This is a genomic window from Nocardiopsis sp. MT53 (genome assembly GCF_019598965.1).
GTDB lineage: Bacteria > Actinomycetota > Actinomycetes > Streptosporangiales > Streptosporangiaceae > Nocardiopsis > Nocardiopsis changdeensis.
Genome location: NZ_CP080599.1, coordinates 6,693,185 through 6,706,574, shown reverse-complemented (window position 1 = coordinate 6,706,574; position 13,390 = coordinate 6,693,185). Strand labels below are relative to the sequence as shown.

Annotated in this window: 11 protein-coding genes; 7 read left to right on the top strand and 4 right to left on the bottom strand. The window is 73.9% G+C overall.

From position 1 onward, the window contains the following. Positions 1–10: 10 nt before the first annotated feature. A complete protein-coding gene (locus K1J57_RS29930) occupies positions 11–1,252 on the bottom strand; it encodes a glycoside hydrolase family 16 protein (protein WP_220562040.1) in 1,242 nt (413 codons plus the stop codon). 328 nt (positions 1,253–1,580) lie between these two features. Beyond that, positions 1,581–2,378, bottom strand: coding sequence for a siderophore-interacting protein (locus tag K1J57_RS29925; protein WP_255646707.1), 798 nt, complete (start codon positions 2,376–2,378; stop codon positions 1,581–1,583). A gap of 300 nt (positions 2,379–2,678) precedes the next feature. On the opposite strand from K1J57_RS29925, the gene K1J57_RS29920 reads away from it, so the two are divergent. From K1J57_RS29920 to mshC, 3 genes are all read left to right on the top strand, one after another. Continuing rightward, positions 2,679–3,044: a hypothetical protein gene (locus tag K1J57_RS29920; RefSeq protein ID WP_220562039.1), complete on the top strand. Its 366-nt coding sequence runs from the start codon at positions 2,679–2,681 to the stop codon at positions 3,042–3,044. 342 nt (positions 3,045–3,386) lie between these two features. After that, positions 3,387–3,578 (top strand): hypothetical protein, encoded by a 192-nt coding sequence (locus K1J57_RS29915; RefSeq protein ID WP_220562038.1) that lies wholly within the window; start codon positions 3,387–3,389, stop codon positions 3,576–3,578. A gap of 126 nt (positions 3,579–3,704) precedes the next feature. Next, positions 3,705–4,928 (top strand): cysteine--1-D-myo-inosityl 2-amino-2-deoxy-alpha-D-glucopyranoside ligase, encoded by a 1,224-nt coding sequence (mshC, locus tag K1J57_RS29910; RefSeq protein WP_220562037.1) that lies wholly within the window; start codon positions 3,705–3,707, stop codon positions 4,926–4,928. 277 nt (positions 4,929–5,205) lie between these two features. Here the strand turns inward: mshC and K1J57_RS29905 are convergent, their stop codons facing one another. Continuing rightward, the gene (locus K1J57_RS29905) at positions 5,206–5,775 is read right to left on the bottom strand and encodes a hypothetical protein (RefSeq protein WP_220562036.1); all 570 of its coding nucleotides are present in this window, start codon (positions 5,773–5,775) and stop codon (positions 5,206–5,208) included. A gap of 194 nt (positions 5,776–5,969) precedes the next feature. On the opposite strand from K1J57_RS29905, the gene K1J57_RS29900 reads away from it, so the two are divergent. The 3 genes from K1J57_RS29900 (at position 5,970) to K1J57_RS29890 (ending at position 8,294) form a co-directional block, all read left to right on the top strand. Further along, the gene (locus tag K1J57_RS29900; RefSeq protein WP_220562035.1) at positions 5,970–7,244 is read left to right on the top strand and encodes a hypothetical protein; all 1,275 of its coding nucleotides are present in this window, start codon (positions 5,970–5,972) and stop codon (positions 7,242–7,244) included. 135 nt (positions 7,245–7,379) lie between these two features. Then, positions 7,380–7,793 (top strand): ABATE domain-containing protein, encoded by a 414-nt coding sequence (locus K1J57_RS29895; protein ID WP_220562034.1) that lies wholly within the window; start codon positions 7,380–7,382, stop codon positions 7,791–7,793. Between the two features lie 222 nt (positions 7,794–8,015). Then, on the top strand, positions 8,016–8,294 hold the full coding sequence (locus K1J57_RS29890; RefSeq protein WP_220562033.1) for a hypothetical protein: 279 nt from the start codon (positions 8,016–8,018) through the stop codon (positions 8,292–8,294). Between the two features lie 62 nt (positions 8,295–8,356). Here K1J57_RS29890 and K1J57_RS29885 read toward each other — a convergent pair whose 3' ends face one another. Continuing rightward, positions 8,357–9,193, bottom strand: a complete 837-nt coding sequence (locus K1J57_RS29885; RefSeq protein ID WP_220562032.1) for a PAC2 family protein — start codon at positions 9,191–9,193, stop codon at positions 8,357–8,359. A gap of 440 nt (positions 9,194–9,633) precedes the next feature. Here K1J57_RS29885 and metH point away from each other — a divergent pair, with 440 nt between their 5' ends. Next, a complete protein-coding gene (gene metH / locus K1J57_RS29880; protein ID WP_220562031.1) occupies positions 9,634–13,107 on the top strand; it encodes a methionine synthase in 3,474 nt (1,157 codons plus the stop codon). The last annotated feature ends 283 nt before the right edge of the window (positions 13,108–13,390 follow it).

Here is a 13,390-nt window from a genome sequence, read left to right as displayed (position 1 = left end):
GGTGGGAGGGTCAGGGCAGGTTCCACCTCTGGACGGCGCTGCCGTCGCAGTTCGCGATCTCGGTGCGGGTCCCGTCGGTCTGCGCCCGGCCGACGGGCTGCAGGCAGCGCCCCGACTGCGGGTTGCGCAGCCCCTGCTGGGCGGTGTGCGTCCACTGCTGGGCGCCGGTCCCGTTGCAGGTCCACAGCTGAACCCGGGTGCCCGCGGCGGTGCCGCCGCCCGCCACGTCCAGGCACCGGCCGTAGGCGCGGACGGTGCCGTCGGAGCCCACCGTCCACTGCTGGGCCTGGTTCCCGTTGCAGTGGGCGAGCTGGATCGGGGTGCCGTCGGCGTTGGCCGCGCCCGCCACGTCGAGGCAGATCCCGTTGGAGGCGGTGATGGTGCCGGTCCCGCCGCCGCCCGCGCCGTCGAGCGAGTACACGCGCACGTAGTCCACCAGCATCTGCTGCGGGAACTGCGTGCTGCCGTCGGGGTAGCCGGGCCAGTTCCCGCCGACGGCCACGTTGAGGATCATGAAGAACGGCTGGTCGAACACCCACGGGTCGCCGCCGGTGCTGGAGGGGGTGACGGAGTGGTAGACGTTGCCGTCCACAGACCAGGTGATGGAGCCCGGGCGCCAGTCGACGGCGAAGGTGTGGAAGTCGTCGGCGAACGACCACCCCTGCGGGTGCATGTAGGAGCCGGTGATGCCCTCGCCGCCCGAGTAGCCGGGGCCGTGGACCGTGCCGTGGACCAGGTGGGGTTCGCGGCCGATGTTCTCCATGATGTCGATCTCGCCGGAGTTGGGCCACGGGGTGCCCGGGAAGCTCCCGCCGAGCATCCAGAACGCGGGCCAGATGCCCTGGCCGCGCGGGATCTTGATGCGGGCCTCGACCCGGCCGAAGTGGGGCTGGAACTTGTTCTGGGTGGTCATCCGGGCCGAGGTGTAGCTCCCGTCGGCCTCGCGGCGCGCGGTGATGACGAGGTTGCCGTTGCCGTCCAGGGCGGAGTTGGCGCGGCTGTTCGTGTAGTTCTGGAGCTCGTTGTTGCCCCAGCCGTGGTCACCGGTCTCGTGGTTCCAGTTCGCGGCGGAGGGAGCGCTCCCAGACGCGCCGTCGAACTCGTCGGACCAGACCAGCGCGGCCTGCGCGGCGGCGGCCGGCTCGGCCTCGGCGGGGGCGGGGGAGGCGGCGGAGGTGCCGGGGGCCAGGAGGGCCAGGGCGGCCACGGCCGCCGCCACGGAGAGGGGGGTGCGGAATCGTCTCGTGCGCATGCGCGTACTCCGGGGGAGTGGTCCCGCCCCGGGGGGCGGGGGAGCGGACGGAGCGGTCGTGCCGCCGGGGCGCGACCATGGCGACCGAGCGCGGTCGCCGTGTGACCCACTGAATCGTAAAGTGACTTTACGTTTAGTCAGGGGACCGGAACAAGAGGTGAGACCCGGTCTCTTGGGGGCCGCGTTCCCGGCCGCCGCCCGGTCGCCCCCGTCCGGCCCGCCGGGTCGCGCGCCATCCGGTGGGGTGTCATCCGGCCGCGTGCCGCCCCGCCCCGGCGCCGCCGGGGGCGGGCCGGGCCGGGACCGCGGGTCCCGGCCGCCGCGCGCGTCACTTGTAGGCGGCCGCCCCGTGGCGCCAGTACCCGATGAAGGAGATGTGCGTCTTGGGCACCCCGCGCCCGCGCACCAGCTCCCGGCGCAGCCCCGTCGGCAGGGCCCGCTCCCCGGCCACGAAGCAGTACGGGGTCCCCGCGGGCAGGTCCGCCGCCAGCACCGTCCGCAGCGCCAGCTCGCCGGGCACGCCACCGCCGCCGTCGCGCGGCAGCCAGTGCAGGTTCACCCCGTCGGGGACCTCGACCTCGCGGACGTCGGCCGTCTCGGGGACCTCCAGGAACACCTCGGCGCGCAGGTCTTCGGGAGCCTGCTCGACGATCGACAGCAGCGCCGGCAACGCGCTCTCGTCGCCCACCAGCAGCTGCCAGTCGGCGTCCTCGGGCGGCAGGTAGTAGTACCCCTCGGCGAACAGGCCGGCCTCGTCGCCCTCCTTGGCGTTCAGCGCCCAGCCGGAGGCGGGGGCCCGGGAGCCGTGCACCGCGAACTCGATGTCCAGCTCCAGGCGCTCGGCGTCGAACCGGCGGGGCGTGTAGTTGCGGAAGAGCGGCTTCTCGGCGGAGGGCATGAGGTAGTACTTGGCGATCCAGCCGTTGCCCGCGGCCTGGGGCAGCCGCAGCCGCTCCTGGCCCTCGCGCGGCAGGAACAGCCGGGCGCACTGGTCCAGGCCCAGGAACTCGAAGTCCGCGAGCTCCTCGCCGCCCAGGGTCACGGTGACGAAGTTGGGGGTGGTCCGCTCGGTGCGGACGACGCGGGCGCGGACCATGGCGCGGCGCTCGGGGTTGCGGATCTTCATGGGGGTCGTCTCTCTTCTCCCGGCGAAGGGTGGGGCCGGGCATCTGCGAGGGGACCCGGTCCTGGTTAGGTTAGCCTATCCAACTTCCCGTCCGGTGTTTCGGGTAGGGCTCCCCGGGGAACCGGTAGGGGACCCACCCGGGCGGTCGCCACAAAAAACCTCCGAAAGAATTCCGAAACCGCGTCATAGGCGACCCGCATGAACGTGTTGAGGGTGAACCGAAAACCCGGGTGTTGCGTCAACCCGCACGAGGAGTGCAACGCACGCCCAGGTCAGCCGTCCCCGATGGAAGGACCGCCGATGAGCGCCATCCCCGCCCCCGACCAGCCCTACCAGCGCCCCGCCGACCCGGCCGCCCTGGTCGGCCGCTGGGTCCGCGTCGACGACCGGGCCCCCGCCTCCGTCGGGGTCCTCGAACACGCCCGGCGGACCGGAGGGGGCGCCGGCTGGGAGTGGGAGCTGCGCACCTCCGACGGCGTCGTCTCGGGTCGCGGCCCGCTGGCCGCTCGTCCCCTGACCGAAACCGCCGACCTGCGCTCGGCCCGCCGCAGACTGCGCGCGGAGCTGGCCGACCTGGCCGAGTTCGGCGCCCCCGACGACCCGGCCCTGGCGCGGGCCGCCGCCGACCTGGACCTCCTCGAGCTGGAGGCCGCGGCCCGGCCCTGAGCCGGGTGCGCCGCCCGCTCGGAACAGGCGCGCTCCGAGCGGGGGCCGTCCCCGCCCCCGGCCCCCGCGGCCGGGTTTCGGACAGTCCCGGCCCCGGAGGGGGTGCCGGGGCCGTCCCGGCCGGAGGTCGCGACCGCCCCGCCTTCCGTCACTCTGGTCACGGAAAAGGACGGAGAGGACGTACGCGTACCTGCGGGCACTCCGTACCAATGGTGGCTGTCACACTCCTTGATGCCACTTCGTGACAACCCCCTGCGTGACCGGTGCGTCTCTGTCAGAGACGGTGGACACGCCGTCACACGCGCACCATGCGGCGACGTGCGCACGGCAGGGGGAAACGAGATGGAGGGACGCAACGGCGTTCTCATGGAGACCGGGGCCTACTGGCTCCTCTACGTGGTCTCCGTCTGCGGCGCGCTGATGCACTGGAGGCTGGGCAACGAGGAGCTGGCGGCGATCTGCGGGGCGGCGGCCGTCCTCGCGGCGCTCCTCATCGCCGCCCGGCACCGCGACGACCTCGCCGCCCACCGCTGATCGCGCCGGCCCCGGCCGAACCCCGCACGCCCGCCGCCGATTCCCCGTCCCCGTGGGGTGATCATCACCGCGGCACCGCCCCTCCCTGGGCGTTTGCCCACCCGGTGTCCGGATAGTCTTCCCGGTATGCGTTCTTGGTCTGCGCCTGACATCGTCCCCCTGCCGGGTACCGGCGGTCCCCTGCGGCTCCACGACACGGCCACCGGCCGGATACAGGAGACCGCCCCCGGGCCCCGGGCCGGAATGTACGCCTGCGGAATCACCCCCTACGACGCGGCACACCTGGGCCACGCGTTCACCTACCTGACCTTCGACCTGGTCAACCGGGTGTGGCGCGACGCCGGGCACGACGTGAACTACGTGCAGAACACCACCGACATCGACGACCCGCTGCTGGAGCGGGCCGAGGCCATCGGCGTCGACTGGCGCGACCTCGCCCACCGCGAGATCGACGTCTTCCGCGACGACATGGCGGCCCTGCGCATCATCCCGCCGACCTCCTACGTCGGCGTGGTCGAGTCGGTCGACCTCATCAGCGACCTGGCCGCCCGCATCCGCGACACCGGCGCCGCCTACGACCTCGACGGCGACCTGTACTTCTCCGTCGCCGAGGCCGAACGCTTCGGCGAGATCGGCCACCTGGACCGGGACGTGATGCTCGACCTGTTCGGGCAGCGCGGCGGCGACCCCGACCGCCCCGGCAAGAAGGACCCGCTCGACTGGCTGCTGTGGCGCGCCGAACGGCCGGGCGAGCCCGCCTGGGAGAGCCCGCTGGGGCGGGGCCGCCCGGGCTGGCACATCGAGTGCAGCGCCATCGCCCTGGACCGGCTGGGCCCGGACTTCGACCTCAACGGCGGCGGCAACGACCTGGTCTTCCCCCACCACGAGATGGGCGCGGCCGAGACCCGCTGTATCACCGGCGGCCCCAACGCCCGGGCCCACCTGCACGTGGGCATGGTCGGCCTGGACGGCGAGAAGATGTCCAAGTCGCTGGGCAACCTGGTGTTCGTGTCCAAGCTGCGCGAGCAGGGGGTGGAGCCGGCGGTGATCCGCCTGGCCATGCTCACCCACCACTACCGGGGCGCCTGGGAGTGGACCGACGACCACCTGCCCGAGGCCCACGCCCGCGCCGAGCGCTGGCGCGCCGCGTTCGCCCTGGGCGCGGCCCCCGACGCCGCCCCGCTGCTGGCCGCGGTGCGCGCCGCGCTGGCCCGGGACCTGGACTCCCCGGCGGCGCTGGCCGCGGTGGACGCCTGGGCGCAGGCCGCGCTCACCGAGGGCGGCACCGACACCGCCGCCCCGGCGCTGGCCCGCACCACCGTCGACACCCTGCTCGGCGTGGCCCTCTGACGCCCTCCCCGAGAAGGTTCCGGGGATTCCCGCTCTCGCGGACGCGCCGGGCCCGGCGCGTCCGCGATCGATGTTCACCGACGCCCGCGCGTCGGTCGTACCGACCGGTACCCACACGGCCTCGCAGGACCGGGGCGCGGGCGGTGAGGCCGCCGGCCACGAGTGGCGCGAAGAGGACCCCTGCGGGGAGCCGGCCGGCACCGCGCCCGCGGCCCGGCCGGAAACGGCCGGGCCGCAGGCGCGTTCGGGGCTTCGACCCGTGCGGACCGCCGCCGGGTCAGCGGCCGATGGTCCAGGCGCCGTCGGCCTGGATGTGGACGAACTCGACCGCTTCGGGGCCGTCGAGCAGGGGCAGGTCGCCGAACGTGCTGCCGCCCTCGTAGGAGCCGATCTCGTTGACGATGCTCGCGTAGCGCTCCCCGTCCGCGCCGTAGGCCACGATGATGAAGTTGCTGCTGCCGGAGTGGGTGAGCTCCAGGGCCGTGGAGGCCGACGCGGTCCAGTCGAGCCGGTAGAACGCCTCCCCGGAGCCGCTGAGCCAGTAGACGTCCTCCGCCCAGGCCTGGGCCTCGGAGGCGTCCATGGGCAGCCCCTCGGCCGGGGCGCCGGACTCCCCGGCGCCGGGGGCCTCGGCGGCCGGGCTCTCCTCGCCTTGCCCGGGGGCGTCCGGCTCGGCGGCCGCGGTGGGCTCCGCCGCGGCGGTCTCCTCACCGCCGACCGGCTCCAGTTCGCCGACCGAGAAGGAGCAGGAGGTCAGGGCCGTGGCGAGGGTGAGGGAGGCGATCGCGGCGGTCGCTCTGGCGAGCACGGGGGCGGTCGGGGAGGGGATGGCGGTGCTGCGGGTCATCAGGGGATTCCCAGCCTAGGGTGCGGGTGGTCCGCTTCTCCGGATCCGGGGTCCGGTGCAGGGGTGACGGGGGAGAAGCCGTTCGTCCCCTGGGACGCCGCCCCCGGCCGATCGGTTCCCCGGCCCGCCGGCCCCCGTCCGCGCGGCCGGGACCGGGGCCCGGAAACGTCGGTGGGCGCTGTCACGATCCAGGCATGAGCACAGGAACCGACGTACTCGCCGCCACCGACTGGAACCGGACCTTCCACGCCTACGGGCCGGGCACCGACGTGCCCGGGCACCTGGCCCTCCTGCTCTCCGACGACCCGGCGGACCGCTCCCGGGCCCTGGACCACCTCTACTCCGCGGTGATCCACCAGGGCACCGTCTACTCGGCGACGGTTCCGGCGGCCCGGTACGTCGCCGGCGTCCTGGCCGACCCCCGGCTGGACGCGCCCGTCGGCGCGGCGTCCCTGCGCGCGCACCTGCTCGGCTTCCTGCGCGACGCCGCCGAGGGCGTCGCCGGCCACCTGTGCGAGCCCGCGCCCCCGGCGCCGGACTCCGCCGAACGCGACCGGGTCCACGCGGCCCTGGCCTCCGACGACGAGGACGAGGCCCTCGGGATCTGGGAGGACGAGGTCCTCCACGCACTGATGTACCACGAGGCCGCGGTGGCGCTGCGCGACGCCGCCCCGGAGCTGTACGCGGCGGTGCGCCCCCACCTCACCCACCACGACGGGACCACCCGCATCCGCGCGGTGGAGGCGGCGGGGGCCCTCGCCCTCCTGGGCGGACCGGCCCCGGACCTGTCGGGGGCGGCCGACATGGCCGAGACCCGGGAGGAGGGCGCGGTCATCGTGCTGGTGATGGGCGAGACCGGCGGGGACACCACCGAGTTCCTCACCCACTCCGACCCGGCGATCCGCGCCTGCGCGGCGCTCGCCCCGGGACAGCGCGGGAACCCGGCCGCGCTCGCCGAACTGCTGGCGGCCGCGGGCGGCCCCGAGGTGCCCGACGCGTGGTTCGCGCAGCGGCCCGCGTACTTCTCCGGGAGCGTGCGGGCCACCCTCCTGCGCGAGGCCGCCCGCCGCTGCGGGCCCGGGGACGCCGAGCGGATGCTGCCGGTGTTCCGCGCGCTGGCACCCGCGGCCCCGGCGCTGCGGGCCGGCGCCGACCTGGGGCCGATGCTGGAGGCGGCCTTCCCCGCCGGGGCGCCCGCACGGCCGGGCCGGGTTCAGCGGGAGTACCTGCGCGTGCTCGCCGACAGCGCCCTGCCCTGGACGGGCGCGCACGCCACCGGGTTCGCGGCGCTGCTCGAACGGCTCGGCCTGCCCGGCGACCGCGACGCCGTGCGGGCCCTCGCGGCCGCCGGGGCGGACGACGCCCGGCCCGGCGTCCCCGCCGGTGCCCCGACGGGCGGCGGCCGTGCGGCCCGCGAACCGGCCGACCGCGAACCGGCCGACCGCGAACCCGGTTTCGGGGCAGGATGAAACCGCGGACATCCCGGGCGTACCGGGGGTGTTCGTCCGGTTTCGGTCCGATGTGAACGCGGGCGGTGACCACCTGTGGCCACCGGCCCCGCCGTTCAGCAAAATCCGCTACCGAAGCGTGGTGGGATACCCCCCATGAAGACGCAGCCCCAATCCCCCGTACGACTCAGCCCGGCGGCCGACCTCGTCGCCGCCTTCGTCTCGACCGGCGCCGCCCTGGGCGACCGGGCCGACCTGGCGCACTTCCTGCGCGCCCACCGCCTGGCCGCCGAGGGGGCCATCCCCATCACCCTGGCCGACCTGGACGAGGCCATCGCCCTGCGCGAGGGCATCCGCGCCGTCCTGGAGCAGGCCGCCGAACCCGACCAGGAGGCGCTGGCCCGCGGCCAGAAGGTGCTCGACGGCCTGCGCGTCACCGTGCGCCTGCAGCCCTCCCAGGAGCAGCTGGCCCCGGCCGTGGTGGACGAGGTCCGCCGCGGCCTGGCCCGCATCGCCGGGGCCTGGGCCACCGTGCTCGCCAGCGGCGAGTGGCGCCACCTGCGCCGGTAGGGCCCGCCCGCCGGGGCCCGGGACGTTCCGGCGGGCACCGGTGTCCGGGGGCGCCCGGGAGCACGGCGCCCCGGACCGGGGACCGCGGAACCGAGGGAACCGGGAACGGCGGCCCCGGCCGCCGGACGCGTGTGAGCGCCCGTGAGCCGCCTGTGAGGACGGCGGCGGACCCTGGGACAGGCCCCGGGACGGTCCCGGGCGCCCGCACCCCGGAGGAGACCCGTGCCTGTTCCTTTCGCGCGCCGCGCAGCCGCCCTCCTGCTCACCCTCCCGCTGGCGCTCCTCGCGGAGAGCGCCCCCGCGTGGGCCGACCCGGCCCCGGCGGCCGAACCCGCCTGGGAGTACGCGGGCACCTACAGCTCCATCCTCGGCCCCGGCGGCCGGACCTCCTGCGACTACGCCGGACGGAGGGGGCTCGAGGCGGGGGAGTGGACCGACTACCGCTGTACGCCCATCATCGTCGGCCCGCCCAACACCGTCAGGCTGTACGTCCTGCGGTGAACGGCACGGAGAACGGAGAAGGGGCGGACCGGGCCGCCCCGTCCGCCCCTCCCCGGGGTCGCTCACTCGTCGTCGCGGCGGCGCAGGTAGCGCTCGAACTCGCGGGCGATCGCGTCGCCGGAGGCCTCCGGGAGCTCGGCCGTGTCCTTGGCCTCCTCCAGGCCCCGCACGTAGGACGCGATGTCCTCGTCCTCGGCGGTCAGGTCGTTGACCCCCGCCTCCCAGGACACCGCCTCCTCGGGCAGCGAGCCCAGCGGCACCTTGGCGTCCAGGAAGTCCTCGACCCAGGCCAGCAGCGCCAGGGTCGCCTTGGGGCAGGGCGGCTGGGCCACGTAGTGGGGGATGGCCGCCCACAGCGACACCGCCTCGGTCCCGGCGGAGGAGAACGCCTCGTGCACCACGCCCACGATGCCGGTCGGCCCCGAGTACGTGGTGGCGTCCAGTCCCATCTCCGCGCCCAGCTCGCGCGGCGACGCCATGCCGGTGACCGGAATCGGCCGCGTGTGCGGGGCGTCCGCCAACAGGGACCCCAGCATCACCGCGCGTCGCACGCCCAGACCCCGGGCGATGGACAGCAGGTCGGCGGCGTAGGAGCGCCACCGCATGTTCGGCTCGGGCCCGGTGACCAGCACCACGTCGCGCCCGCCCGGCATGCGCGCCACCCGCACCCGGGTGGTGGGCCACTCGACCTGGCCGACCTGGCCGTCGACCACCGTCAGCCGCGGCCGCGTCACCTGGAAGTCGTAGTAGTCGTCGGGCGCCATGGAGCACAGCTCCTGCGCGTCCCACTCCCGGGCCAGGTGCTCCACGGCCAGGCTCGCGGCCTCGCCCGCGTCGTTCCAGCCCTCGAACGCAGCCACCAGCACCGGGTCCACGAGTTCCCGGGTGAGCTTGGTCATTCGGCGGCCCCTTCCTGCACACGAACGCAGTCCACCCTATGGGGTGGCACCCCGCGGAGGGAACGGTTATTCACAGCACGCGCTCTCCCGCCCCGGCGCCGTGTACGACACGCCGCCCGGACACGATGTAAGACATCCGTCTCAGGTCCCGGAACGGTCGATGTTGTAGCCTCGGTGCAGCGACTGATCCGGACACCGTTGTCCCCGGCCGCATCGACCCGACCGCACCACGGACGGGTCCAGTGAGCGACCAGCCCGGCGGCCTCGCCGCCACCGCTCCACGGGTCCGACCGAGCCCGCCACTGCTCGGCACGCGACCACGGGACGGGGAGAGCCGGACTGCACCGGCACGGGCACCCCACAAGCCACCGATCGGACACGGGGATACGGGGGGTCGAGCACCGGATCCCCCGGGTGCCCCGAGATTAGAGTTGCGGACTATGAAAGCTCGCCTGACCTTCCGTGAAGCACTTTCCCAGCGAGTCGTCGTGGCGGACGGCGCGATGGGGACCATGCTCCAGGCGCACGATCTCGACCTGGACCAGTTCCAAGGGCACGAGGGATGCAACGACATCCTCAACATCACCCGGCCGGACATCGTCCACGACACCCACGCCGCCTTCCTGGCGGTGGGGTCGGACTGTGTCGAGACCAACACCTTCTCCGCGAACTACGGCGGCCTCGCCGAGTACGGCATCGAGGACCGCACCTACGAGATCGCGGAGGCCGGCGCCCGCATCGCCCGTGAGGCGGCCGACTCCTACTCCACCGCGGACCAGCCCCGCTACGTGCTGGGCTCCGTGGGCCCGGGCACCAAGCTGCCCACCCTGGGCCACGCCCCCTACTCCCTCCTGCGCGACCACTACGAGCAGTGCGCCCGCGGCCTCATCGACGGCGGCGCCGACGCGGTCCTGATCGAGACCTGCCAGGACCTGCTCCAGGTCAAGGCGGCCGTCGTCGGGGCCAACCGGGCGCGCAAGGCCCTGGGCCGGGACGTCCCGGTCATCGCCCAGGTCACCATCGAGACCACCGGGACCATGCTCATGGGCTCGGAGATCGGCGCCGCGCTGACCTCCCTGGAGCCGCTGGGCATCGACATGATCGGCCTCAACTGCGCCACCGGCCCGGTCGAGATGAGCGAGCACCTGCGCTACCTGTCGCACTACTCGCGGCTGCCGATCTCCTGCATGCCCAACGCGGGCCTGCCCCAGCTGGGCCCCGACGGCGCCGTCTACTCCCTCACCCCGGAGGAGCTGGCCGACGCCCACGACACCTTCACCTCCGAGTTCGGCCTGAGCCTGGTCGGCGGCTGCTGCGGCACCACCCCCGAGCACCTGCGCCGGGTCGTCGAGCGGGTGCAGGGCCGCGGCATCAAGGACCGCCGGCCCGTCCTGGAGGCCGCGGCCTCCTCCCTCTACCAGAGCGTCCCCTTCCGCCAGGACGCCAGCTACCTGGCCATCGGCGAGCGCACCAACGCCAACGGGTCCAAGAAGTTCCGTGAGGCGATGCTCGCCGAGGACTGGGACGGCTGCGTGGAGATGGCCCGCGACCAGATCCGCGACGGCGCCCACCTGCTCGACCTCAACATCGACTACGTCGGCCGGGACGGCGTGCGCGACATGCGCGAGCTGGCCTCCCGGCTGGCCACCTCCTCCACGCTGCCGATCATGCTCGACTCCACCGAGCCCCCGGTGCTGGAGGCGGGACTGGAGGCGCTGGGCGGGCGCGCGGTCGTCAACTCCGTCAACTACGAGGACGGCGACGGCCCCGACTCCCGGTTCACCCGCATCATGACCCTGGTCAAGGAGCACGGCGCCGCCGTCGTGGGCCTGTGCATCGACGAGGAGGGCCAGGCCCGCACCGCCGACTGGAAGGTCCGGGTGGCCTCCCGCCTCATCGACCAGGTCACCGGTGAATGGGGGGTGCGCACCAGCGACATCATCATCGACTGCCTCACCTTCCCCATCACCACCGGCCAGGAGGAGACCCGGCGCGACGGCATCGAGACGCTGGAGGCCATCCGCGAGCTCAAGCGCCGCTACCCCGAGGTCCAGACCACCCTGGGCCTGTCCAACCTGTCCTTCGGCCTCAACCCCGCCGCCCGCATCGTGCTGAACTCCGTGTTCCTCCACGAGGCGGTCCAGGCGGGGCTGGACTCGGCGATCGTGCACGCCTCCAAGATCGTGCCGATCAACCAGATCCCCGAGGACCAGCTCGAGGTGGCCCTGGACCTCGTCTACGACCGCCGCGAGGGCGACTACGACCCGCTCTCCCGGTTCATGGAGATGTTCGAGGGCGTCGACGCCAAGTCCATGAAGGCCTCCCGGGCCGAGGAGCTGGCCGCCCTGCCGCTGTGGGAGCGCCTGGAGCGGCGCATCATCGACGGCGAGCTCACCGGCATCGAGGCCGACCTCGACGACGCGCTCCGGCAGCGCCCCGCCCTGTCCATCGTCAACGACACCCTGCTCGCGGGCATGAAGACCGTCGGCGAGCTGTTCGGCTCCGGCCGGATGCAGCTGCCGTTCGTGCTCAAGTCCGCCGAGGTCATGAAGGCCGCCGTCGCCTACCTCGAACCCCACATGGAGAAGAGCGACGCCGACGGCAAGGGCCGCATCGTCCTGGCCACGGTCAAGGGCGACGTGCACGACATCGGCAAGAACCTCGTCGACATCATCCTGTCCAACAACGGCTACGACGTCGTCAACATCGGCATCAAGCAGCCGGTGTCGGCGATCCTGGAGGCGGCCGAGCGCGAGCGCGCCGACGTCATCGGGATGTCCGGGCTGCTGGTCAAGTCCACGGTGATCATGAAGGAGAACCTGGAGGAGATGAACTCCCGGGGCATCTCCGAGCGGTTCCCCGTCCTGCTGGGCGGCGCCGCGCTCACCCGCTCCTACGTGGAGCAGGACCTGGCCGAGGTGTTCGACGGCCAGGTGCGGTACGCCAAGGACGCCTTCGAGGGCCTGCGCCTGATGGACGCGTTCATGGCGGTCAAGCGCGGGGAGGAAGGGGCCGCTCTGCCCGAGCTGCGCCAGCGGCGGGTCAAGCGGGGCGCCTCCCTGAAGGTCACCGAGCCCGAGGAGATGCCCGCCCGCAGCGACGTGGCCACCGACAACCGGGTGCCGGTCCCGCCGTTCTTCGGTGACCGGATCAGCAAGGGCATCCCGCTGGCGGACTACGCCGCGTTCCTGGACGAGCGCGCCACCTTCATGGGCCAGTGGGGGCTCAAGGCCGCCCGCGGCGGCGAGGGCCCCTCCTACGAGGAGCTGGTGGAGACCGAGGGCCGCCCGCGCATGCGGATGTGGCTGGACCGCATCCAGACCGACGGCCTGCTGGAGGCCGCGGTCGTGCACGGGCACTTCCCCTGCTACAGCGAGGGCGACGACCTGGTGGTGCTGGACGAGGAGGGCCGGACCGAGCGCACCCGGTTCACCTTCCCGCGCCAGCGCCGCGACCGGCACCTGTGCCTGGCCGACTACTTCCGGCCCAAGGAGTCGGGGGAGCTGGACGTGGTGTCCTTCCAGGTGGTGACCGTCGGGTCGGCGATCAGCCGGGCCACCGCCGAGCTGTTCGAGAAGAACGCCTACCGCGACTACCTCGAACTGCACGGCCTGTCGGTGCAGCTCACCGAGGCGCTGGCGGAGTACTGGCACACGCGGGTCCGCGCCGAGCTGGGCTTCGCCGGCGACGACCCGGCCGAGCTGGAGGCGTTCTTCAAGCTCGGGTACCGGGGCGCCCGCTTCTCGCTGGGCTACGGCGCCTGCCCGAACCTGGAGGACCGGGCCAAGATCATGCGCCTGCTGGAGCCGGAGCGGGTCGGCGTGCACCTGTCGGAGGAGTTCCAGCTGGTGCCGGAGCAGGCCACTGACGCGATCGTGGTCCACCACCCGGAGGCGACGTACTTCAACGTCTGACCTCCCCTGGAGAACAGCGCACCGCGGCCGGGCCCCGTGCCCGGCCGCGGCCGTGCCCGGACACGGGGCCCGCGCGGGTGTGGGGCACCTCTCGGCGGATACGCGGCCCTCGGCCCCCCGCGGCGGGCCGAGAGTTCGTACGGTGGAAAGGACGGCGACAGCCCGGCTTCACGGGCGGGCACCCCCGACCGGCCAGCATGGAGGGCCGACCGCCGTGCCGACGAGACCACCGCATCCGAGGGGAGAGCGCGGCGCGCCCGCACCGCCCGGGGCCGCCGCCGAG

Bases quoted from the DNA above. Each gene is read 5' to 3' on its own strand.
- K1J57_RS29915 (WP_220562038.1), top strand. From the start codon at position 3,387: ATGGAGGGACGCAACGGCGTTCTCATGGAGACCGGGGCCTACTGGCTC.
- K1J57_RS29895 (WP_220562034.1), top strand. From the start codon at position 7,380: ATGAAGACGCAGCCCCAATCCCCCGTACGACTCAGCCCGGCGGCCGAC.
- K1J57_RS29900 (WP_220562035.1), top strand. From the start codon at position 5,970: ATGAGCACAGGAACCGACGTACTCGCCGCCACCGACTGGAACCGGACC.
- mshC (WP_220562037.1), top strand. From the start codon at position 3,705: ATGCGTTCTTGGTCTGCGCCTGACATCGTCCCCCTGCCGGGTACCGGC.
- K1J57_RS29925 (WP_255646707.1), bottom strand. From the start codon at position 2,378: ATGAAGATCCGCAACCCCGAGCGCCGCGCCATGGTCCGCGCCCGCGTC.
- metH (WP_220562031.1), top strand. From the start codon at position 9,634: ATGAAAGCTCGCCTGACCTTCCGTGAAGCACTTTCCCAGCGAGTCGTC.
- K1J57_RS29905 (WP_220562036.1), bottom strand. From the start codon at position 5,775: ATGACCCGCAGCACCGCCATCCCCTCCCCGACCGCCCCCGTGCTCGCC.
- K1J57_RS29885 (WP_220562032.1), bottom strand. From the start codon at position 9,193: ATGACCAAGCTCACCCGGGAACTCGTGGACCCGGTGCTGGTGGCTGCG.
- K1J57_RS29930 (WP_220562040.1), bottom strand. From the start codon at position 1,252: ATGCGCACGAGACGATTCCGCACCCCCCTCTCCGTGGCGGCGGCCGTG.
- K1J57_RS29920 (WP_220562039.1), top strand. From the start codon at position 2,679: ATGAGCGCCATCCCCGCCCCCGACCAGCCCTACCAGCGCCCCGCCGAC.